This window comes from Nocardioides euryhalodurans, assembly GCF_004564375.1.
In the GTDB taxonomy this organism is placed as follows: domain Bacteria; phylum Actinomycetota; class Actinomycetes; order Propionibacteriales; family Nocardioidaceae; genus Nocardioides; species Nocardioides euryhalodurans.
In genome coordinates this window covers 3835974-3857970 of record NZ_CP038267.1, presented here as the reverse complement: position 1 = coordinate 3857970, position 21997 = coordinate 3835974, and the positions used below count along the sequence as shown (strand labels likewise).

At 71.4% G+C, this 21997-nt stretch carries 22 protein-coding genes; 3 read left to right on the top strand and 19 right to left on the bottom strand.

What is annotated here, in order from left to right:
* Nucleotides 1-35: 35 nt before the first annotated feature.
* The 3 genes from EXE57_RS18725 to rpsB all read right to left on the bottom strand — a co-directional run bounded on the left by EXE57_RS18725 (nt 36) and on the right by rpsB (nt 3277).
* Nucleotides 36-1136: a phospholipase D-like domain-containing protein gene (locus EXE57_RS18725; RefSeq protein ID WP_135080177.1), complete on the bottom strand. Its 1101-nt coding sequence runs from the start codon at nt 1134-1136 to the stop codon at nt 36-38.
* 50 nt (nt 1137-1186) lie between these two features.
* Nucleotides 1187-1996, bottom strand: coding sequence for a translation elongation factor Ts (gene tsf, locus EXE57_RS18720; protein WP_135080175.1), 810 nt, complete (start codon nt 1994-1996; stop codon nt 1187-1189).
* 81 nt (nt 1997-2077) lie between these two features.
* Nucleotides 2078-3277: a 30S ribosomal protein S2, sunset domain variant gene (gene rpsB / locus EXE57_RS18715; RefSeq protein ID WP_341869417.1), complete on the bottom strand. Its 1200-nt coding sequence runs from the start codon at nt 3275-3277 to the stop codon at nt 2078-2080.
* Nucleotides 3278-3688: 411 nt separating this feature from the next.
* On the opposite strand from rpsB, the gene EXE57_RS18710 reads away from it, so the two are divergent.
* On the top strand, nt 3689-4288 hold the full coding sequence (locus EXE57_RS18710; protein WP_135080172.1) for a murein hydrolase activator EnvC family protein: 600 nt from the start codon (nt 3689-3691) through the stop codon (nt 4286-4288).
* A 1-nt stretch (nt 4289) separates the two neighbouring features.
* On the opposite strand, the gene EXE57_RS18705 is transcribed toward EXE57_RS18710, so the two are convergent.
* The 4 genes from EXE57_RS18705 to EXE57_RS18690 are packed head-to-tail and all read right to left on the bottom strand — an operon-like array spanning nt 4290 to nt 8358.
* Nucleotides 4290-5237 carry a tyrosine recombinase XerC gene (locus EXE57_RS18705; RefSeq protein WP_135080170.1) on the bottom strand — a complete coding sequence of 316 codons (948 nt, stop codon included), beginning with the start codon at nt 5235-5237 and terminating at the stop codon, nt 4290-4292.
* A gap of 30 nt (nt 5238-5267) precedes the next feature.
* Nucleotides 5268-6398: a DNA-processing protein DprA gene (gene dprA, locus EXE57_RS18700; protein ID WP_135080168.1), complete on the bottom strand. Its 1131-nt coding sequence runs from the start codon at nt 6396-6398 to the stop codon at nt 5268-5270.
* Nucleotides 6395-7984: a YifB family Mg chelatase-like AAA ATPase gene (locus tag EXE57_RS18695; protein ID WP_135080166.1), complete on the bottom strand. Its 1590-nt coding sequence runs from the start codon at nt 7982-7984 to the stop codon at nt 6395-6397. Before EXE57_RS18695 ends, dprA begins: the two co-directional genes overlap by 4 nt.
* Entirely contained in the window at nt 7984-8358 is a 375-nt protein-coding gene (locus EXE57_RS18690; RefSeq protein WP_135080164.1) for a YraN family protein, read from the bottom strand. Before EXE57_RS18690 ends, EXE57_RS18695 begins: the two co-directional genes overlap by 1 nt.
* Before the next feature lie 226 nt (nt 8359-8584).
* Between EXE57_RS18690 and EXE57_RS18685 the strand changes: the two genes are divergently transcribed.
* Together EXE57_RS18685 and EXE57_RS18680 are read left to right on the top strand one after the other, a co-directional pair.
* The gene (locus tag EXE57_RS18685; protein ID WP_135080161.1) at nt 8585-9082 is read left to right on the top strand and encodes a TadE family protein; all 498 of its coding nucleotides are present in this window, start codon (nt 8585-8587) and stop codon (nt 9080-9082) included.
* A gap of 13 nt (nt 9083-9095) precedes the next feature.
* Nucleotides 9096-10379 carry a pilus assembly protein TadG-related protein gene (locus tag EXE57_RS18680; protein ID WP_135080159.1) on the top strand — a complete coding sequence of 428 codons (1284 nt, stop codon included), beginning with the start codon at nt 9096-9098 and terminating at the stop codon, nt 10377-10379.
* Between the two features lie 473 nt (nt 10380-10852).
* On the opposite strand, the gene EXE57_RS18675 is transcribed toward EXE57_RS18680, so the two are convergent.
* From EXE57_RS18675 to rimM, 12 genes are all read right to left on the bottom strand, one after another.
* Nucleotides 10853-11161: a DUF2469 domain-containing protein gene (locus EXE57_RS18675; RefSeq protein WP_135080156.1), complete on the bottom strand. Its 309-nt coding sequence runs from the start codon at nt 11159-11161 to the stop codon at nt 10853-10855.
* On the bottom strand, nt 11158-11856 hold the full coding sequence (locus EXE57_RS18670; RefSeq protein WP_135080154.1) for a ribonuclease HII: 699 nt from the start codon (nt 11854-11856) through the stop codon (nt 11158-11160). Before EXE57_RS18670 ends, EXE57_RS18675 begins: the two co-directional genes overlap by 4 nt.
* A gap of 9 nt (nt 11857-11865) precedes the next feature.
* Nucleotides 11866-12651, bottom strand: a complete 786-nt coding sequence (gene lepB / locus EXE57_RS18665) for a signal peptidase I (RefSeq protein WP_135080152.1) — start codon at nt 12649-12651, stop codon at nt 11866-11868.
* A gap of 37 nt (nt 12652-12688) precedes the next feature.
* Entirely contained in the window at nt 12689-13039 is a 351-nt protein-coding gene (gene rplS, locus EXE57_RS18660; protein WP_135080150.1) for a 50S ribosomal protein L19, read from the bottom strand.
* Nucleotides 13040-13244: 205 nt separating this feature from the next.
* Nucleotides 13245-14363, bottom strand: a complete 1119-nt coding sequence (gene trmD, locus EXE57_RS18655; protein WP_135080148.1) for a tRNA (guanosine(37)-N1)-methyltransferase TrmD — start codon at nt 14361-14363, stop codon at nt 13245-13247.
* A 5-nt stretch (nt 14364-14368) separates the two neighbouring features.
* Entirely contained in the window at nt 14369-15391 is a 1023-nt protein-coding gene (locus EXE57_RS18650; protein ID WP_135080146.1) for a Kelch repeat-containing protein, read from the bottom strand.
* Between the two features lie 2 nt (nt 15392-15393).
* A complete protein-coding gene (locus EXE57_RS18645; protein WP_244246900.1) occupies nt 15394-16464 on the bottom strand; it encodes an ABC transporter ATP-binding protein in 1071 nt (356 codons plus the stop codon).
* A complete protein-coding gene (locus EXE57_RS18640) occupies nt 16461-17513 on the bottom strand; it encodes an ABC transporter ATP-binding protein (RefSeq protein ID WP_135080142.1) in 1053 nt (350 codons plus the stop codon). Before EXE57_RS18640 ends, EXE57_RS18645 begins: the two co-directional genes overlap by 4 nt.
* Nucleotides 17514-17523: 10 nt before the next feature.
* A complete protein-coding gene (locus EXE57_RS18635) occupies nt 17524-18453 on the bottom strand; it encodes an ABC transporter permease (protein ID WP_135080140.1) in 930 nt (309 codons plus the stop codon).
* On the bottom strand, nt 18446-19438 hold the full coding sequence (locus EXE57_RS18630) for an ABC transporter permease (RefSeq protein ID WP_244246899.1): 993 nt from the start codon (nt 19436-19438) through the stop codon (nt 18446-18448). The genes EXE57_RS18635 and EXE57_RS18630 overlap by 8 nt, the downstream gene beginning before the upstream one ends.
* A 118-nt stretch (nt 19439-19556) precedes the next feature.
* On the bottom strand, nt 19557-21164 hold the full coding sequence (locus EXE57_RS18625; RefSeq protein WP_135080136.1) for a peptide ABC transporter substrate-binding protein: 1608 nt from the start codon (nt 21162-21164) through the stop codon (nt 19557-19559).
* Nucleotides 21165-21343: 179 nt separating this feature from the next.
* Nucleotides 21344-21895, bottom strand: coding sequence for a ribosome maturation factor RimM (gene rimM / locus EXE57_RS18620; RefSeq protein ID WP_208542911.1), 552 nt, complete (start codon nt 21893-21895; stop codon nt 21344-21346).
* Nucleotides 21896-21997: the final 102 nt, after the last annotated feature.

The window sequence follows — 21997 nt, the reverse complement described above, 5'->3', positions numbered from 1 at the left end:
TACGGCGACACTATCCTGCCCGACGCGCCCGACGCTCAGCCGTACTCGTGCTCGCCGCGGGCGACCAGGCCGTCGACCCACCGCTGGTAGCGCCCGAAGGCAGGGCCGCGGTCCCCGTCGAGCCGCAGCACCACCTCGGGCCGGTCCAGCGACTTGGTGGTGTAGTTGTCCGACCCGGTCAGGACGAAGCGCCGTACGCCGCCCCGGGACGTCCGGTGGGAGACGAGGGTGAGCTTGTGGTGGACGTCCTCGCCGTCGGCGAAGACACCGCTGCTGACCTCGACCCCGGAGTCCGCGAGCACCTGCCGGACCTGCTCCCCGACGCTCTTCCCCAGCACCACCTCGACGTCGGCCCCGGCTGCGTCCTTGGCCGCGAGGAGCTCGGCGAGGCCCACCCCGCGAGCGTCGAGCCAGGCGTACATCACCACCCGGATCCGGGATCCTGCCGGCGGCACCGCCTCGAGGGAGGCGCGCACCGGGTCGGTCTGCTCGTCGTAGCCGGGGAAGAACCAGACCCGGTCGCGGCCGAGCGCCACGGACTCCCGGGGCTCGACGTCGGGCAGCTGCCGCGTGAGCTGCTCGAAGCGGCGGTCGAAGATCCGGCGCACGTCGCCGCGGCCGACGTACGAGTAGACGTCGGTGTACTGGCGTGCGGAGTAGTAGGTGAGGTTCATCGAGCCCACGAGCACCACGTCGCGCGACCGGCCGGTGCGGGTGAACGACCACACCTTCTGGTGCACCCCGCCGCGGCGCAGCTGGATGAACGAGTCGGCCCGGCGGTCGTCGCCGAGCGCCGAGCGCAGCAGCGCGGGCGCCTGCCACTCCCCCGAGGCGCGCTCGTCGACGAGCACCTGCACGCGGACCCCTCGCTCGTGGGCCGCCACCAGGGCCTCGGCGACAGGGACGAAGGAGAACGAGTTGCCGACGATCCTGATCCGCGCTCCCGCCGGGGTGTTCCGGACGAGGTCGAGGAGCACCTCGACCGTGGGGTTCTGTTCCTCCTCGCCCTCGGCGGCCGGCCGGGCGAGGAGCAGTCCGGCCGGGGCACGGTAGGACACGTCGGCCTCGCGCTCGGGCTCGTCGCCGGCGGAGCAGCCGCCGGCCAGCAGCACGAGGACGAGGGCGTACGACAGCACGGGCCGGCCGGATCCGAAGATCCGACCGGCCCGTGCTCGTGAGGTGCGGCTCAGGCGCCGACCTCGAAGCGGGCGAAGCGGGTGAGGCTCGTGCCCGACTCGTCGAGGACCGCCTTCACCGTCTTCTTGTTCTCCGTGACCGACGGCTGGTCGAGGAGGACGACCTCCTTGAAGAAGCCGTTGACGCGCCCCTCGGTGATCTTGGCGATCGCCTGCTCGGGCTTGCCCTCCTCGCGAGAGGTCGCCTCGGCGATGGAGCGCTCCTTCTCGACGACGTCGGCGGGGACCTCGTCGCGGGTGAGGTACTTGGGACGCATCGCGGCGATCTGCATCGCGGCGCCACGCGCACCCTGCTCGTCGCCGTCGTACTCGACGAGGACGCCCACGGCGGGGGGCAGGTCGGCTGCACGCTTGTGCATGTAGGACACGACGTTGCCGCCGAAGTAGGCGACCCGGCCGAGCTCGATCTTCTCGCCGATGGTGATGGCGAGGTTCTCGACCACCTCGGCGACGGTCTTGTCACCGAGCTGGACGGCCTTGAGGGCGTCGGCGTCCGCAGCACCGGCCGCGTCGGCGGCGTCGGCGATCTGCTGGGCGGTGGTGACGAACTCGTCACCCTTCGCGACGAAGTCCGTCTCGCAGTTGAGCTCGACCAGGGCGCCGCCGGAGGTGGCGACCAGACCGGCCGAGGCCTCGCGCTCGGCACCGCGGGCAGCCATCTTCTTGCCCAGCTTGATGCGGATCAGCTCGGCGGCCTTCTCGAAGTCGCCCTCGGCCTCGTCGAGCGCCTTCTTGCAGTCCATCATTCCCGCGCCGGTGAGCTCGCGGAGCTTCTTGACGTCAGCGGCGGAGATCGCCATGTTCCCTCTTCCTTCGGAGTCGTCAGTGGTGGTGGGCCGTGCCCCTGCCCGGGCCCTTGTCGGGGCCCGGGTCGGACTCGGTCAGGCCTTGTCCTCGGCCTTGTCCTCGGCCTTGTCCTCGGCCTTGGCCTCGGCGTTGACGAAGCCGGCCTTCTCGGCAGCCTCGGCGGTCCGGAACCACACCTCGGCGTTGGTCCGGTCGTACCACGGGCTGGAGGGGGCGTGGAACTTCATCGAGGTCTTGTTGCCCTTGACCTCGAAGCCCTCGGGGGCCTCGCCGTTCTCCTGCGCGGGCGCGGAGTCGGGGCCGAACTCGCCCTCGGTCGCCGCCTCGGCGGGAGCCTCGGTCGCGGTCTCGGTCTCGGTCTCCGCGGGAGCCTCGGCCACGGCCTCGGCGGCAGCGTCGGCGGCGGGAGCCTCGGACGCGGCACCGGTGGCCTCGGCGGCCGGGGTGGCCTCGGCGGCAGCGGCGTCGCCGCCGGTCGCCTCGACGGCAGCCTTCTCGGCGTCGCCACCGAGCAGCTCGCGCTCCCACTCGGCCAGCGGCTCCTCGGCGCCCGGGGTGGCCTCGCCGGCGCCGGTCTTGGCACCGGAACGGGCGATCAGGCCCTCGGCCACGGCGTCGGCGATCACGCGGGTCAGCAGGCCGACGGCGCGGATCGCGTCGTCGTTGCCCGGGATGGGGTAGTCGACGACGTCGGGGTCGCAGTTGGAGTCCAGGATGCCGATGATCGGGATCCGCAGCTTGCGGGCCTCCTCGACGGCGAGGTGCTCCTTGTTGGTGTCGACGATCCAGACGGCGGCCGGGGGCCGGACCATCTCGCGGATGCCGCCCAGGGACTTGTTGAGCTTGTCCCGCTCGCGGCGCATCTGCAGCAGCTCCTTCTTGGTGCGGCTGCTGCCCGCGACGTCCTCGAAGTCGATCTCGTCGAGCTCCTTGAGGCGGTTGATCCGCTGGTGCACGGTCTGGAAGTTGGTGAGCATGCCGCCGAGCCAGCGCTGGTTGACGTAGGGCATGCCGACGCGGGTGGCCTGCTCGGCGATGGCCTCCTGGGCCTGCTTCTTCGTGCCGACGAACATCACGGTCCCGCCCTTGGCGACGGTCTCCTTGATGAAGGCGTACGAGCGGTCGATGTAGGCCAGCGACTGCTGCAGGTCGATGATGTAGATGCCGTTGCGCTCGGTCATGATGAAGCGCTTCATCTTCGGGTTCCAGCGACGGGTCTGGTGTCCGAAGTGCACGCCGCTCTCGAGCAGCTGGCGCATGGTGACGACTGCCATGGGGATCTCCTGTTGTCGCGAGGCGCTCCCCGGTCCGCTCGACCTTCGACTGCGAGCACAGCAGGTCGAGCCGGGTCACGTCCCGCTCATCGTGGGTTTTCAGTTGCTGCCTCGGGCGGGTGCCCTCGGCCCTGACGTCCGCGCGCGACCCGACCCGGCCGGGAGGCCGGGACCGAGGATCGACGCCCACGGGAGGTCGGAGCCCAGGGAGGCAACTCCGTCGTGGTCTGCGAGCGTGCGAAGTCAGTCCACGCGGTGGACTGCACGGATCAGACTAGTCCACGCCCGCGCGGCCGTGCCAATCGGCAGCCGGGCCCCCCACCGTGCACAAGGCCTCCCTCGTGCCGCCCTCTCCACAGCCGTCGACGGCCCCGTGGCCGCGCGCTCCGCACCGTCGGATCCTTGCCGGTCATGAGGACGGTCCCACACCTGCTCGCCACGATCCTGCCGGCCCTGCTCCTGACGGCGTCCGTGCCCGCCTCGGCGGCCACCGACCCGGTCGGCAGGTGGCCCCTGCCGCCGCCCCCCGAGGTGGTCGCGCCGTTCGACGCACCGGACAGCACCTGGGGCCCCGGCCACCGCGGGGTCGACCTGCTCGGCGCCCCCGGGCAGCCGGTCCGCGCCGCCCTGCCGGGACGCGTCACCTTCGTCGGGACCATCGCCGGCCGGGGCGTGGTGGTCGTCGACCACGGTCCCACCAGGACGACGTACGAGCCGGTCGCGAGCAGCCTCGCCCCTGGTCGGCGCCTCGCCGCGGGGGACCCGATCGGCACGCTCGGGCTGCTCGGTTCCCACTGCTTCCCGCGCGCCTGCCTCCACTGGGGCTGGATCCGGGGCCGCGAGACCTATCTCGACCCGCTGCGGCTCGTCGGAGGGGGGCCGGTGCGGCTGCTCCCGCTGGCCGGCCTGCCCCGGCCCGCGGCCGGGTCGTCGGCCGTCGCGCCACTCGCGTCGCCGTACGCCGCGTGGCGGCCCGCGGTCCAGCAGCTCGCCGACTGGTTCGCCTGGTGACTCAGGCCCGTGGGTGGGCCTGCTGGTAGGCCTTGCGGAGCCGGTCGGTGGTGACGTGGGTGTAGAGCTGCGTGGTGGCGAGCGAGGCGTGGCCGAGCAGCTCCTGGACCGACCGGAGGTCGGCCCCACCCTCGAGCAGGTGGGTGGCCGCGGTGTGGCGCAGCCCGTGGGGCCCGAGGTCCGGGGCACCCGGCACGTCGGCGAGACGGCGGTGGACGAGGTCCCGGACGACGCGCTGGTCGATCCGGCGGCCCCGGGCGCCGAGGAAGAGTGCGGCGCCGGCTCCCTCCACGGCCAGGCGCGGGCGACCCGCGGTGAGCCAACGGTCGACTGCCCGGGCGGCGGGGTGGCCGTAGGGGACGCTCCGCTCCTTGCGGCCCTTGCCGAGCACGCGCACGACCTGGCGCTCCCCGTCGAGGTCGTCGACGTCGAGTCCGACCAGCTCCCCCACCCGGACACCGGTGGCATAGAGCAGCTCGAGCATCGCGACGTCGCGCAGCCCGAGGGGCGACCCGTCGTCGGCGAGCGCGGCGGCTGCCTCGACGAGCGCTCGCGCCTCGTCGGCGCGCAGCACGGCCGGCAGGGTCCGGTGAGCCTTGGGCGAGCCGAGGCTCGCACCCGGGTCGACGTCGATACGGCCGGTGCGGGTGAGCCACGCCGTGAACACCCGCGCCGCGGTCGCCCGCCGGGCGAGGGTGGTCCGCGCGCGGCCCCGGGTCTGCTGGTTGGCCAGCCAGCTCCGGAGCGTCCTCAGGTCGAGGTCGCGGAGCTCGGTGATCCCGAGCCGTTGCGCATGGTCGAGCATGCCGGCGAGGTCCCCGACGTAGCTGCGTACCGTGTGGGGCGAGACGTCCCGCTCGGAGACGAGGTGTCGTTCGTACTCGCCGAGGACCCGGACGAACGCCTCGGGCAGCACGGAGGACTCCTCGACCTCCTCCCCGTCACCCATGGGCTGATCGTAGGTCGGCCGGACCCCGGATCACCGGAGGTCGGCGAGGGCCCGCTCGCCGAGTCGCCATCCCCCGTCCGCCTGGGTGACGAAGCCGTGCTCGGCGAGGTAGGAGAGCGCGACCTGCGTCTCGCGCAGGTTGATGCCGGCCGTGGTCGCCAACGCCCGCAGCCCGACGGAACGGTGCACCGGCACTGCCTCGAGCACCTGGTGGTGACGGCGACTGAGCCGGTCACGCTGCCGCTCGGGGCCCCGCGGTGGGTCGACCAGGTGCTCGCCCGCCACCCCGATCTGCTCGAGGACGTCGGTCGGCCCGGTGACCAGCCCGGCTCCCTGGCGCAGCAGCTGGTGCACCCCCTGCGACTGGGCGCTGGTGACCGCACCGGGCACGCCCATGAGGGGGCGGCTCAGGCCGTTGGCCCAGCTGGCGGTGTTGAGGGCGCCGCTGCGCAGCGCCGCCTCCACCAGGACCGTGCCTCGGGCGAGTCCCGCGATGATCCGGTTGCGGGCGAGGAACCGCATCCTCAGCGGGGCACAGCCGGGTGGGACCTCGGACACCACCGCGCCGTGCCCGGCGAGGTGCTCGAGCAGGGCGTGGTGGGCCGCCGGGTAGGCACGGTCGACCCCGCACGCGAGCACCGCGACCGACACCCCGCCTGCGGCCAGCGCCCCGCGGTGAGAGGCCTGGTCGATCCCGAACGCCGCCCCCGAGACGTGGGCGAGTCCGGCCCGCGCGATGCCCGCCCCGAGGTCGCGGGCGACGTCCTCGCCGTAGGTGGTCGAGGAGCGGGAGCCCACGACGGCCACCGAGTCACGCACCTCGTCGAGCCGCACCGGTCCGCGCACCCAGAGCCCGAGCGGGACGCCACCGAGCTCCTGGACGGAGCCTGCGTGGGCGAGGTCGTCGAGCTGGTCGGGCCACTCCGGGTCGCCGGGGATGACGTAGCGGATCCCGGCACGCTCGGCCCGCTCGAGCTCTCCCGCAGGGTCGAGACCCTCCAGGCGGCCCGCAGCGTCCGCGGCGAGGTCGGCCGCCCGGCGGGCCAGGACGTCGTCGTAGAGGTGAGGGGCCCCGACCTGGGCCACCACCTGGGCGATCCTCACGTCGCCGGGCTCCGCCAACCGTGACAGGCCGGCCCGGGCGAGCCGGTCCTCGGTCACGACGCCTCCCGACGCAGCGCGGCCGAGAGGAGCGGGTCACCCTCGCGCAGCCGGAGCGCGGTGTCGGCGTCGGCGGCGGTGGGCGCTGCGGCGCCACGCAGGTCCGCGACGGTCCAGGCCAGGCGGTGCACGCGGGTGGCGCCCCGTCGGCTCAGGCGGCCGGCGTACATCCGGTCGTCGATGACGGCCTGGGCCTCCGAGGACAGCGGCCACTCCTGGGCCAGCACGGGACCGGGCGCCTGCCCGTTGAGGCGCCAGCTCCGCCCTGCGTAGCGGACTTCCTGCCGGGCGCGGGCCGCAGCCACGCGCGCCCGCACCACCGCGGACGGCTCGGGGCTCGCCCAGCGGTCCCGCTCGTCGTGGGGCTTCAGCGGTTCGAGGTGGCGCGTGATGTCGATCCGGTCGGTGATCGGCCCCCGCACCCGGCGTCGGTAGTCCTGGCGCTGCACCTCCCGGCAGGTGCACCCGTTGGCGCGCGCGTCCGGGCGGTAGTCGCCGCAGGGGCACGGGTTGGCGGCGAACACGACCAGCCCGCGTGCGGGGTAGGTCACCACGTCGTCGCCGCGGGCCAGGGTGACGTCACCACTTTCGAGGGGCTGCCGCAGCGCATCGATCACGTCGGTGCGCAGCAGCGGGAACTCGTCGAGCAGCAGCACGCCGCAGTGGGAGCGGCTCACCTCGCCGGGCCTGACGCGACCGGACCCGCCTCCGACGATGCTGGCCTTGCTCGCGTCGTGGTGGGGCGCCGAGAACGGCGGCCTGCGGATCAGGCCGTCGCCCTCCTCGAGGGCGCCGGCCAGCGAGTGGAGGGCGGTGACCTCGATCGACTCGTCGAGGGTCAGGTCGGGCAGGATCGAGGGGATCCGCTCGGCCAGCGTGGTCTTGCCGCACCCCTTGGGCCCGCTGAGCAGCAGGTGGTGGCCGCCTGCCGCGGCCACCTCGGCCGCGAACCGGCCGTCCGCCATGCCCAGCACGTCGGCCATGTCCACCTCCTCGAGCCGCTCCTGGCCGCGCCAGGAGAGCAGCCGGCTGCCGGACATGGGGGCGACCGGCGGCGCCTCCGGGACCTCGCGCCCGGTGAGCTCGGCGAGCACCTGTCCCAGCGACCGCACCCCGAGCACCTCGACATCGGGGACCATGGCGGCCTCGTGGGCCTGTGGCTCCGGGACGAAGACCCGTCGGATGCCACGTCGCGCCGCGGCCAGCGTCATCGGCAGCACGCCGCGCACCGCCCGGAGGCCACCGTCGAGGGTGAGCTCGCCGATGAACACCGCACCCTCGACCTCGACGTCGGGCAGCTGGCGGTCGGCCTTGAGCACGGCGAGGGCGATCGCCAGGTCGAAGTGGGTGCCGCCCTTCGGCAGGTCGGACGGCGAGAGCAGGATCGTCACCCGCTTGCTGGTCGGCCACGGCAGGTTGGTGTTGTGGACCGCCATCTGGCAGCGGTGGGGCGCCTGGTGGAGGGAGACGTCGCAGCGCCCGACCATGGTGAGCCCGGCCTGGCCGGGCGAGACGTCGGCCTGGATGTCGACCAGGTGGCCGATCGCTCCGTCGAGGGCGATGCTGGGGGTCGAGGCGACAGGCATCAGCCGATCCCCCGCACGTGCTCGACGTGGGCCGGCCCCTTCGGCGGGCGCAGCACGGCCACGAGGTCCACCCTCGTCTCGGGTGGGCGGACACCGTGGTCCTCGACCCACCGCACCGACAGGCGCCGCAGCCGGGTCAGCTTGGCGTCGGTGATCGCCTCGTGGGGCGTGCCGTGGTCGAGGGTGGTCCTGGTCTTGACCTCGCACACGACGAGGACGCACCCGTCGCGCAGCACCAGGTCGATCTCGCCCTCGTCGCAGCGCCAGTTGCGGTCGAGCAGCACCATGCCGCCCTCGCAGAGACGCTGGGCGGCGACCCGCTCGCCGTACGCGCCGAGGGCCTGGTTGCGACCCGTGGTCGTGGTTCGTGTCATCGGCTGACCTCCTGCGGGACAGCCTCGCTGCCGGCCCCGTCGACGAGCTGCCCTCGGCTCCCGGGGTGTGGAGAACCTGCCCACTCCCCAGACCTGTGGACGAAAGGTGGTCCAGCGCCCCGCGAACGATTTTCGCGATTCCCCGTCCGGGCGCCTTCGGTGTGCCACACACTGTGCGGTGGAGCACCGGACCCCGACCGGCGCTGTCGACGACGAGGAGACTCAGGTGGCAGGGATCGTGCACCGCACTGGTCGGGAGGACGGCGCCGCAGCCGTCGAGTTCGCGCTCATCATGCCGATCCTCTTCCTCGTGGTCTTCGGCATCCTCCAGTACGGCCTGTGGTTCAACGACTCGCTCAACACCCGGCAGGGAGTGCGCGAGGGGGCCCGGATCGGCGTGGTCGCCGACTTCTCGACCGAGACGGGCTGCACCAGCGGCGGCGAGCTCGACAAGCTGGCCTGCAAGACCAAGAACCGCATCGACGCCCTGACCGGCACGGCCTACGTCAAGGTCAACGCCGCGTCGTGGACCAAGGCGCAGCCGCTCACCGTCTGCGCGCTGGTGCGGACCGAGACGCCTGGCCTGCTCCCGATGCCGAGCGACGGCTGGATCTTCTCCAAGACGCAGATGTCGATCGAGAAGACGACGGCACCCCCGGCGGCCTTGACGGGCACCTACGGAACGCTCCCGGCCGGCGCACCTGCGTGGCCGAGCGGCTGCTGAGAGGGGTGCCGGGATGAGCAAGCAGCGGGACGAGCACGGCGCGGTCGCCATCATCGTGGCGGTCATGGCCACCACGCTCTTCATCGTCGCCGCCATGGTGGTCGACCTCGGCCTCGCCCGCGACACCAAGCGCCAGTCGCAGAACGCCGCGGACGCCTCCGCGCTCGCCGCCGGCAACAAGCTCTACACCACCCTCGGAGCGGTGGACTTCCCGACCGCGGTCTCCGAGGCGAAGTCCTACGCCCTCAACAACTTCGGGGTGCCCCTGACCGCCTGGGACTCCTGCACGGATGCCGCCAAGCTGTCCTACGTGCCGAGCTCGTCGACGGAGTGCATCTCCTTCGACAGCTCCACCGCGCCCACGCTCGTCCGGGTCCGCGTCCCCACCGAGTCGGTGGAGACCAACCTCGGCGCCGTCGCCGGCGTGCAGCAGATCGACATCGCCACCTCGGCGCGGGTGGCGCTCGAACCGCCGGGCCTTCCCTGCATCGTGTGCGTCCTGGGCTCCGGCCAGACCCACAACCTCCAGAACGGCGACGTGCTCGTCAACGGCGGCAACGTGCACTTCAACGGCAGCGTGTCGGTCAGTGCCAACGGCCTGGTCGTGACCGACGGGGACATCACCGTCGAGGGCACGGCCGCAGGACCGCTGGCCAACTACACGCCCGATCCCGACACCGGCCGACCGCCGATCGCGGACCCGCTCGCCTACCTCTCGCTCCCGCCGGACATGACCAGCCTGAGCGTGAAGACGAACCCGTGCACCCAGGGCCCCGGCAAGTACGGCGCGTACGCCTTCCCGAACTCGCTGTGCACGCTCACGCCGGGCCTCTACGTGATCGCGGGCGGCAGCGGGGTGGAGTGGGACCAGACCGGCAACGCGAGCTCCATCCTGCGTGGCACCGGCGTCACCCTCTACTTCACCTGCGGCACGCCCACGACCCCCGTCCCGTGCGCGGCGCCCGGGCAGGCCGGCGCCACCCTCGACGCGGCCGGCAACGGCCGGATCGAGATCAGCCCGCCGACCACCGGCCCGCTGAAGGGCGTGAGCATCGCCTACGACCGCGAGAACACCTCGACGCTCCGGATGACCGGCAACGGCATCTCGTCGATGACCGGGGCGATCTACACCCTGTCGGGCCAGCTGCAGATGAACGGCAACGGCTGCACCCAGACCAACTCGGCGATCGTCGTGAGCTCGATCGAGATGAACGGCAACCCGTCCTGCCTGTCGGTGGCGGCCGACCCGAACAACAATCCCGTGCCGCCGCCCTCGGACCTGTATCTCGACCAGTGACGGATGGCCCGTCCGGGCCGCCCGACATCCTTCGCCCACGCCTGGTCCGAGGCGCTGCCTGCTGGCGCGCGCGGCAGGACACTCGAGAGATGCCCCACACCCTCGGGACGTCCCCCGCGCGACGAGCGCGGGGCGGTGGCCATCAGGGTCGTCGCAGCCCTCGTGATCGACCTGGGCCTCGCGGGCGTCACCTCCTTCGTCACCTGCGGCACCTCGGCCGACCCGCACGAGTGGCGCGACGTACCCCTTCGTCGACATCGTGGCCCCGCACACACCGGCTCGGCGTGGGACGGCCTGGCGATCGTCCACGACCGAGGCAACGGCAACGACCTCGACCACTCCGGCACCAACCAGAAGACCGTGCGCGGGTCGGTCCACGTCGGGCAACGGCACCATCAGGCTGGCCTGCACCACCCTCGGCGACCCGGCCATGCCGACCCAGCAGGGAGAGATCTCGCTCTCCCCGTGACCACTCACCCCTTGGGCGGGTCGATCTCCTGCGGCGAGAGCTCCTCGACGTTGACGTCCTTGAAGGTCAGCACCTTGACGTTGCGGGCGAACCGGGCCGGGCGGTACATGTCCCACACCCAGGCGTCGCTCATCGAGACCTCGAAGAAGACGTCACCGGACTCGGTCCGGGCCTTCACGTCCACCTGGTTGCAGAGGTAGAAGCGGCGGTCGGTCTCGACGACGTACTTGAAGATCCCGACGACGTCGCGGTACTCGCGGTAGAGCGTCAGCTCCATCTCGGTCTCGTACTTCTCGAGGTCCTCGGCGCTCACGATGACTCCTCCACCAGCTCATTGTGCACCTCGGGGCCGGGCTCGAGGCCCGCGGCCCGCCGCACGTTGACGAAGCGCATCCGGTGCTCGGGACAGGGCCCGTGCACGTCGAGGGCCGCGCTGTGCACGTCGGTGATGTAGCCCTTGTGCGTCTTGAAGTCGTACGCCGGGAACCGCGCGTCCAGGTCGCGCATGATCCGGTCCCGGGTGACCTTCGCCAGCACGCTCGCGGCCGCGATGCAGGCAGCCACGCGGTCGCCCTTCCACACCGCGAGGCCCGGGACGCCGAGCCCGTCGACCGGGAATCCGTCGGTGAGGACGTACGCGGGGGGCAGCTCGAGCAGCGCCACCGCCCGCCGGAGCGCCTCCACGTTGGCGACGTGCATCCCGAGCCGGTCGCACTCGTCGGACCCGATGACCACCACCGACCACGCGAGCGCCCGCTTCACGACCTCGTCGTAGCAGCGCTCCCGGGCCCGTTCGGTGAGCAGCTTGGAGTCGGCGAGCCCCGGGACGATCCCCGCCCGCCCGGCCGGCAGGATCGCCGCCCCGGCGACGAGCGGGCCCGCGCACGCGCCGCGGCCGGCCTCGTCCACGCCCGCGACCGGCTCGATGCCGACGCGCCGCAGGGCGCGCTCGTAGCCGTAGAGCCCGGCGTCACGCCGGACGGTGAGGCCGCGGGGGAGCTGCGACACGACGGACCCTCAGGAGCCGTCCGGGACGTCCGCGAACGCTTCGGGACGCCCGACGAGGTCGAAGCGGTCGGCCGGCCAGAGCAGCACGAAGACCTTGCCGACGACCAGGTCGACGGGGACGAACTCGTCGCCCGGAACGCAGTCGGTCTGGTCGGGCCGGCACAGGTGGACCGTGGAGTCGGCGGAGCGGCCACGGTTGTCGCCCATGACGAAGACGTGGCCCTCGGGGACCGGCCCGGCCTCCCAGTTGCAGTTGCTGACCATGGGGCCGTTGCAGGGCGTTCCCTGCTCCTTGATGTAGGCGTCCTCGTCGAGCGGCTCGCCGTTGACCGAGATCCGGCCCTGGTCGTCGCAGCAGGTGATGGTGTCGCCGGCGACGCCCACCACCCGCTTCACGAGGTGGCCACCCTCGGGGTAGAGGCCGATCGCGGCCATCGCCTTGGCGACCGGGTTGGCCGGACCGGCGGACTCCGACTCCGTCAGCCAGCCGCCAGGGTCCTTGAAGACGACGACGTCACCGCGCTGCGGCTCCCCGCCGAACCAGTAGGAGACCTTCTCCACGAGGATCCGGTCGTTGCGGATCAGGCCCGGCTCCATCGACTCCGACGGGATGTAGAAGGCCTGGACGAGCAGCGCCTTGATGCCGACCGCCAGCACCAGCGCGAGGCCCAGCAGCAGGATCGTCTCCTGCCACAACGGGAGGTGCTTGCGCTTCTTGTTCCGGACGCGCGACGACCGCGGACCGTCGTCTCCGTCGGGGACGGTGGACGCGGTGCCGCGGTCGTCGGAAGTCACGCGCTGAGCGTAGCGAGGAGCCGGTCGGATCCTTCGCTCAGCCCTCGCGGCGCTCCTTGATCTTGGCAGCCTTGCCGCGCAGGTTGCGCAGGTAGTAGAGCTTGGCGCGGCGGACGTCACCACGGGTCACGACCTCGATCTTCTCGAAGATCGGGGAGTGGATGGGGAAGGTGCGCTCGACGCCGACGCCGAAGGAGACCTTGCGGACGGTGAAGGTGCGGCCGACGCCCGAGCCCTGGACGCGGATGACGACGCCCTGGAACTGCTGGACGCGAGCGCGGTTGCCCTCGACCACCTTCACGTGCACGTTGATGGTGTCACCCGCGCGGAAGTCGGGGACGTCGTCGCGCTTGACCTGGTTGCCGAGCTCGGCGATCACGTTGTTCATGTCTCTCCTCACGGGTGCCACAGGTCAGCCGCGGTATCGGATGATGGTGCTGGTGGCCCTGTCGCGGTGGCCGACGGCGTCCGACTCCCCCTGTGGCAGGAGCCCGACGCAGGCCTCCCTGCCGGACTGACGTCCTCGAGGAGACCCGGTTCTGGCCGACGGGGCCGAGGGGCAAGTCTGCCAGAGCCTCCGACGTACGTCGAAATCAGCGCCGCTTGACCAGCTTGCGGACCCCGGGCGACTCCTCGCCCGCCGCGCGGTAGCCGGCCTTGCGGTAGAACCGGGCCAGCCTGGCGTCGTCCCCGCGGGTGAGCAGGGCGTGGCTGGCGGCCTCCTCGGGCGCGGCCGCCTCGACGTGCTCGAGCAGGAACCGTCCCAGCCCGCGTCCCCGCAGGTCGGGCGCCACCATCAGCAGGCTGACCCGCCACTCGCGGTCGAGCAGCTCGCCCCGGACCGCGCCCACGAGCCGGCCGCCCACCCTCAGCACGAAGGAGGTCGCCCCCAGGACGTCGCGGGTGAGCACGTCGAGGGGCTCGCGCAGGTCCGGGTCGAAGCAGGCCCACTGCAGCGTCATCAGCTCCCCCAGGTCGGCCGGACGCGGCCGGCCGACGTGGGCCGCCAGCCCCTCGACGGACACGGCCCGCGACGGGTGGGCGAGGTCCGGCCGGCGCGCGGCCGTCCGGCGTACGGACTGGTCGTGGCGCCAGGCGGCGATCGCGGCGTGGTCCCCCGACAGCAGCACCGACGGTACGTCGAGACCTCGCCAGGTGGCCGGCTTGGTGTAGCCGGGGTACTCGAGCAGTCCCGCCTCGTGGGACTCCTCGGTCAGGGACTCGGCGTTCCCCATGAAGCCGGGCAGCAGTCGCGCCACCGCCTCGATGAGGACCAGCGCCGCCACCTCGCCGCCGTTGAGGACGTAGTCGCCGATGGAGACCTCGAGCACCTCGTGGTCGGCGCCGTAGTGGTCGGCGACCCGCTGGTCGATCCCTTCGTAGCGACCGCACGCGATCACCAGGTGGTCCCGCGTGGCCAGGTCGCGCGCCAGCGCCTGCGTCAGCGGCACCCCGCTGGGGGTCGGGACGAGCAGGGTGGCACCGGCCGGGAGCACCTCGTCGAGGGCCTCGCCCCACGGCTCGGGCTTCATGACCATGCCGGCCCCGCCGCCGTAGGGGGTGTCGTCGACGGTGCGGTGCCGGTCGCGGGTCCAGTCGCGCAGGTCGTGCACGTGCACGTCGAGCAGGCCCCGGTCCCGCGCCCTGCCCGGCAGCGACAGCCCCAGGGGCGCGAGGTAGTCGGGGAAGATCGAGACGACGTCGACCCTCATCCGCGCTACCCGAGCTCGAGCCGGTCGACCGTACGGACGTCGCGCAGCGGGTTGAGCGCGCACCCGCCGATCGCGTAGATCGCCCCGTCGAGCGGGACGTAGCCCAGTCCGTGGCGGGCCAGCGGCAGGGCGTTGGCCTCCTCCCACTCCCCGGACTTCACGTCGAGCACGAAGGAGAGCTCGTGGTAGGAGGCCCACACCTGGCCGTCGACGTAGGTGACGCCGGCACGGGAGACCGGTTCCGGGACCCGCGGCCCCTTGCTCCAGCGGTCCCGGGCCGGGTCGTAGACGTCGACCAGGTCGGTCGGCTCGTAGTCGAGCCAGCCGCCGACCACCATCAGCCCCTGCGGGGTGGCGACGGTGTCGTGGGAGTCGCGGGCGTGAGCCATCGGGGCCCGGGCGGTGGTCCAGGTCTCCGAGCGCGGGTCGAAGACGTCGACCTCGGCGACCGGGCCGTCGCCGTCGCGGCCACCGATGACGTACAGGTCGCCGTCGTAGGCCGTCACGGTGTGGGCGTAGCGGGGGTGCGGGAGCGCGGGCAGGTCACGCCACCGGCCGCTACGCGTGTCGAGGACGCTCGAGAAGTCCGTGGGGTTGCTGTCCTTGTCGAAACCGCCGAAGGCGTAGATGTCGCGACCGATCGCCACCATCTCGAAGGAGGCCAGGCCTACCGGCATCTCGATGTCCGAGGTGCGCCACTCCCCCGTCGTGGTGTCCAGGATCTCGATGGAGACCAGCCGGTTGCCCCGCTCCCCGGTCATGCCGCCCATGGTCCAGATGTCGGTGCCGATGACGGCGGTCCCGAAGTCGTCCCGCGGCACCTCGAGGGTGTCGATGGCGTCCCACTCGGGGTAGGCGTCGGAGGACGTCGGCGGGCCGACGACCTCACCGGGAGCGGTCGCGGTCGGGGCGGGGGTCGGTGCCGGCGCGGCGTCCGGGTCCTCCCCGGAGGCACAGCCCACGAGCGCGCTGCAGAGCAGCACCGCCGCCAGCGGGCCGCGCCACCGGGGATGGTGGTCGGCGGACACGATCAGGCGTCCTGGCCCTCGTCCACGGCGTGGATGACGTCGCGCTCGGCCGCGAAGTGGCAGGCCGACAGGTGGGCCGAACGGTCGCGGATCTGGAGCAGCGGCTCCTCCTCCGCGCAGACGTCCTCCGCCTGCCAGCACCGCGTGCGGAACCGGCAACCCGAGGGCGGGTTCGCCGGGCTCGGCACGTCGCCCTGCAGGATGATGTGGTCCCGACGACCCTTCAGGCGCGGGTCGGGCAACGGGACCGCCGAGAGCAGGGCCTGGGTGTAGGGGTGGGTCGGACCGCTGTAGATCTCGTCCTCGTTGCCGAGCTCGACGGCCTTGCCGAGGTACATCACCATCACCCGGTCGGAGATGTGGCGCACCACGGAGAGGTCGTGGGCGATGAAGACGTAGGCGAGCCCGAACTCGGACTGGAGCCGCTCGAAGAGGTTGACCACCTGGGCCTGCACCGACACGTCGAGCGCCGAGACCGGCTCGTCGCAGACCAGCACCCGGGGCCGCAGCGTGAGCGCGCGGGCGATGCCGATGCGCTGGCGCTGACCGCCGGAGAACTGGTGCGGGTACCGGTTGATGTGGTCGGGGTTGAGGCCGACCAGGTCGAGGAGGTCCATGACCGTCTTGCGGCGGTCGCCGCCCTCGAGGGCGTCCGGGTGGAGGTCGTACGGCTCCCCCACGATGTCGCCGACCGTCATCCGCGGGTCGAGCGAGGAGTACGGGTCCTGCAGCACGATCTGGATGTCGCGGCGCAGCTTGCGCATCTCCTTCTGCTTCAGACCCGCCATCTCGCGGCCCAGCAGCTTGATCGAACCGTCGGTGGGGGTCTCCAGGCCCATGAGCAGCCGCCCGAGGGTCGACTTGCCGCAGCCGGACTCCCCGACCACGCCGAGGGTCTCGCCCTTGCGGAGGTCGAAGGAGACGCCGTCGACGGCCTTGACGTGGCCGATGGTGCGCTTGAACACGATTCCCTGGGTCAGGGGGAAGTACTTCTTGACGTCACGGACCTCGAGGACGACCTCGTCGCTCGGGGCGGGTGTGGCGTCCTGGACCTCTGCGGCATGGGTGCTCACTTGCCCATGACCTCCTCCCAGTAGTGGCATGCGCTCGACCGGCCGCCGGGCACGGTGTAGAGCTCAGGCTTGTCGGTCCGGCACCGGTCGCGGACGAACGTGCAGCGCGGGGCGAAGGCGCAGCCCGGCGCCGGGTCGACCAGGGCCGGCGGCAGCCCCTTGATGACCGTGAGGTCCTGGCCCTTCTGGTCGATCCGCGGGATCGACTCCAGCAGCGCCTTGGTGTACGGGTGGGCCGGCTTCTCGTAGATCTGGTAGACGTCGGCCTGCTCGACGGCGTTCCCTGCGTACATGACGCAGATCTTGTCGGCGACGTCGGCGACCACGCCCATGTCGTGGGTGATCAGGATCAGGCCGAGCTTCATCTCCTGCTGCAGGTCGGCGAGCAGCTGCATCACCTGGGCCTGCACCGTCACGTCGAGGGCCGTGGTCGGCTCGTCGGCGATGATGATGTCGGGCTTGAGCGCGAGCGCCATCGCGATCATGACGCGCTGGCGCATGCCGCCGGAGAACTGGTGCGGGAAGTCGTTGACCCGCGAGGCCGCCGCCGGGATGCCGACCAGCTCGAGCATCTCGATCGAGCGGGCCTTGGCCTCCTTGCGGCTGGCGCCCTGGTGCTTGCGGAACAGCTCGCCGAGCTGCCAGCCCACCGTGAACACCGGGTTCAGCGACGACAGCGCGTCCTGGAAGATCATCGCGATCTTGTTGGCACGCACGTGGCGACGCTTGGACTCGTCCATCTGGAGCAGGTCGACGCCGCGGTAGCGCACCTGGCCACCGGCGATCCGGGCGGGCGGCATGTCGAGGATGCCCATGACCGCCTGCGCGGTCACCGACTTGCCGCAGCCGGACTCGCCCAGGATGCCCAGGGTCTCGCCCTCGCGGAGCGTGAAGTTGACCCCCTGCACGGCCTGGGCGACTCCGTCACGGGTCGCGAACTCGACGCGGAGGTCCTCCACGTCGAGCAGCGGCGCGGACGGGTCGAAGGTGATGCTGCTCAGCGGCGACTTCGCCGGCCCGCTGGAGACTTCGGTCTTGGTGTCGGTCATCGGGGAGTCCTCATCGGGTACGGGGGTCCAGCGCGTCACGCAGCACGTCGCCCAACAGGATGAAGGCGAGCACGGTGATCACGATGAACGCACAGGGGTAGACGAGCAGGTGCGGGAAGCCGGCCAGCGCGAGGGTCTGGCCCTCGTTGACGAGCAGGCCCCACGAGACCGTCGGCCGCTGGTAGCCCACGCCGAGGAAGGTCAGCGTGGCCTCGGCGCCGATGACGGACCCCAGGCTGATCGTCGCCAGCACGATCACCGGCGCGATGGAGTTGGCCAGGATGTGCTTGCGGATGATGAACAGGTCCCCCGCCCCGAGCGCCCGGGCCGCGTCGACGTAGTCGCGTTGCTTCGTCGAGATCACGCTGCCCCTCATCACCCGGGTGATGGAGGTCCACCCGAAGACGATGAGCACGGCGGAGATCGTGTAGATGTTGCGGACCGGGAAGATCGCGAGGAACACCAGCGCGCCCAGGATGAACGGCAGGCCGAAGAACACGTCGGTGATCCGGCTGATCACGGTGTCGGTGAAGCCGCCGTACCAGCCGGCCGCCGTCCCGGAGATCACGCCGATGATCACGATGCCGATGGTCACCAGGATCGCCACGATCACGGACTTGCCCGTGCCGTAGACCAGCGAGGACCACATGTCGCAGCCGGCCGCGGTGTAGCCGAAGGGCTTGTCCCACGTCGGCGTGACCCGCGCGTTCTGGAGCTGGCAGGCGCCACTCGCGTTGGGCGAGGTGCTGGCGAACAGCTGCGGGAAGAACGCCATCAGCATGATGACGACGACCAGGACGGCCGAGAACCAGAAGACGGGGTTGCGGACGAGCTCGTAGCGGACGTCGCCCCACAGCGTCCGGTCGCTCCCGCTGCCGGATGCCCCCGGCTCGCCGGGCTCGGTGTGCGTGCCGGTGTCGGCAGCGCTCAGGTCACTCATAACGGATCCTCGGGTCAAGTGCGGCGTACAGGATGTCGACGATCAGGTTGGCGACCAGGAACACCATCGTGAGGATGGTGACGACGCCGATGATCACGGGGGTGTCGTTGGACTGGACGCTGATGAAGACCAGCTGCCCGATGCCCGGGACGTTGAAGATTCCCTCGGTGACGAGCGCTCCACCGAGCAGCACCCCGATGTCGATGCCGATGTAGGTGACCACCGGGATCAGGGAGTTGCGCAGCGTGTGGATGCCGATCGTGCGGCGGGTCGTGAGGCCCTTGGCGCGTGCAGTCCGGACGTAGTCCGAGCGGAGGTTCTCGATCAGGCTGGTCCGGGTGAGTCGTGCGACCGCGGCGAGCGAGAAGGCTCCCAGCACCATGGCCGGCAGGAACAGGCTCAACCAGGGGTACTCCTCGTTGTAGCCGACCTGGAACATCTGGCCCAGCCATTCGGGGGCCCACTCGCTCTCGCGGAGGTAGAGGCCGAACTGCAGGCCGAGCACGAGCAGCATGAGCGAGCCGAACACGAAGGTCGGGAACGCGATGAGGATCGAGGTCGAGAACCGGACGAAGTTGTCGAAGAACTTGTCCTTCCGCAGACCGGCCAGCATGCCCATGGTGATGCCGATGACGGTCTCGAACAGGATCGCGAGGGTCGTGAGCCGGATGGTCACCCAGATCCGCTCCGAGAAGAGCTCGGTGACGGGGCGGCCGCGGAAGTTCACCCCGAAGTCGCCCTGGAGGTACTGACCCATCCGGTCGAAGAAGAGGCCGACGCACGGGTTGCCCGTCGTCTGCAGGCACGGGTCGTCGAGGTTGTACTGGACCTGGAGCTGCTGGATGACCGCGTCGGGCGGGGCGTTCTCGCCGAACAGCGCCCGGACGGGGTCACCGACGATCTGGATCGTCAGCACGCTCAACAGGTGGAGCAGGAACAGCGTCCCCAGGATGACGGGGATGAACTGGATCAGGCGACGGGCCACATAGCGCCCCATACGGAGTCCCTTTCGAATCACACAGTGGACAACCCGCAAGCGGGGGGCCGAGCCGTTGGCCCGACCCCCCGCTCCAGGTCGCCAGTGAACTTACACTAGGCGATTGTCACTGGTTGACGGAGATCTCCTTGAACGCGATCTCGCCGTCGCCCTGGTCGTACCTGACGTCGCCGACCTCGTCGGAGTACGCGATGGCCGTACCGCCGCTCCACATCGGGATGATCGGCATGTCCTCGAGGGCGATGTCACCGGCCTGCTGGTAGAGACCGATGGCCTCCTCGGTGTCGGTGGCCTGGTCACCCTGGGTGAGCAGGTCGTCGACCTCGGGGTTGGAGTAACCCGTGTAGTTCGAGTCACCGCCGGTGCCCACGATCGGGCGGAGGTAGTTCTCCGGCGACGGGTAGTCCAGCGACCAGCCGAGGCGGAACGGACCGCTGAAGTCCTGCGCGTCGAGCAGCTCGAGGTACTGGGCCCACTCGGTGGCCTGCAGCTTGTAGTCGAAGCCGAGGTTCTCCTGGACCTGGCGGGCAGCCGCCTCGACCCACGCGTCGTGACCGGCGTCGGCGTTGAAGAAGTAGGTCAGGGTCTCGCCCTCACCGGTCACTCCGGCCTCTTCCAGGAGGGCCTTGGCCTGCTCCGGGTCGTAGACGCAGTAGCCACAGGCGTCGTCACGCGAGCCGGGGATCGGCGGGGTGACGATGTCGGTGGACGGGTAGGCCAGGCCGTTGAGGACCTGGTCCACGATCAGCTGGCGGTCGATGGCCATCGAGATGGCCTGACGCACCTGCGGGTTGTCGTACGGCGCCTCCTCGGTCGGGAAACCGAGGTAGGTCAGGGTCGCGGTCTCCTCCTCGATGATGGAGTCGGCGAGGGTGCCCTTGGCCTCGAGGTAGACCTCGGGGGCCAGGCTGATCACGTCGAGACCACCGTTCTGGAAGTCACGGAACGCCGCGGTGGGCGTGGTGAACATCTGGAAGTCGACGGCGTCCGCGGTGCCGGTCTGGTCACCGGCGTAGTCGGCCCACTTGGTGACCTTGATGCTCTCGTCGTGCTGCCAAGGACCGTCCATCATGTACGGGCCGGTGCCGATGGGCTCCTCGTTGCAGGCCTTCAGGTCGTCCAGGCACTCCTGGGCGATCGGGGAGAAGGCCGGGGAGTAGGACATCATCTGGCCGAACTGCGAGAACGGGCCGTTGAGGGTGACCTCGAAGGTGCGCTCGTCGACGACCGAGAAGCCCGGGAGCTCCTTGCCCTCGCCGGCGCCCTCGATGCGGGACATGAAGCCGGCGGTCGCCATCGCGTTCTTCGGGTCGGCGGAGTACGCCCACGCGCGCTGGAAGGCCTCGGAGTCGACGGGCTCGCCGTTCTGGAAGGTGCGACCCTCCTTGAGGGTGACGGTCCAGACTGTCTGCTCCTCGTCGGCCTCGATGCTCTCGGCCAGGCCGTCGAAGATCAGCTCACCGGTCTCGAAGTCGGTGGTGACGACGGGGTCGTTGATCATGTCGAGGATGGCGGAGCACTCGGACTCGTAGCAGTTCGAGGTGGGGGCCAGGAACGACGGCTCGGTGATCTCGGCGACGTACTCGCCGCCCGGCTGGCCGGTCGGCTCGCCGGTGGGGCTGCCGGTCGTGTCGCCGTCATCCCCGTCGCCGCCGCCGCAGGCGGCGAGCCCGAGCGCGAGCACCGCTGCTGCGGCAGTCGCGCGCAAAGGCATGGTGACCTTCATTGGTCCTCCTTGTGAAAGGTGCGCATGAAACGCTTAGCGCCGCCCACCATCGCCGCTGTAACAAGGCAGGGCAAGCACCATGGCCGCCATCGTTATCGGACCGTATCCATCCGATCTCGGACCGTTACCAGACTGGCTCTGACCGGGGCCCGGGAGTCCGACGCGGCTCAGGCGTCGTCGGGGAGCGGCGTGACCAGACCGGGACGGTCGGCGACGACCACCCGGCCTCCGGGCAGGTCGACCTCGGGCACCAGCGCCTTCACGAACGGCACCAGGGCGTCGCGACCGTCGGGGGTCCGGATGGTGAGCAGGTCCTGGGCGCCGCCGTGGACCAGGGCCGTCACCTCGCCCAGCACGGCCCCCTCCACGTCGTACGCGGTGAGGCCGACCAGCTGGTGATCGTAGTACTCGTCGGGGTCGTCGGGGACCTCGGCGGCGTCGACGGAGGCGTGGAGGACGATGCCCCGGGCCGCCTCGGCCGCGGTGCGGTCGGGGACCTCCTCGAAGGTCACCAGCAGCACGTCGCGGTGCCAGCGGGTGGTCGCGACGGTCAGGGCGGTCAGGCTGCTCGCGGAACCGCGCGGCGGGGCGGCGCGGAGCCGGGTCCCGACGGCGAACCTCCGGTCGGGCTCGTCGGTGCGGACGTCGACCGTCAGCTCGCCCCGGATGCCGTGGGGCTTGCCGACCCGCCCGACCACGACCTCGATGTGCTCAGTCACGCCCCCACCCAACTCGTCGAGATGGGCGCGTGCAACGTGCGAGTGGGGCCTGCGTACCGACCGATGCGGTACGCAGGCCCCACTCGACGGGTACGGAGGCCC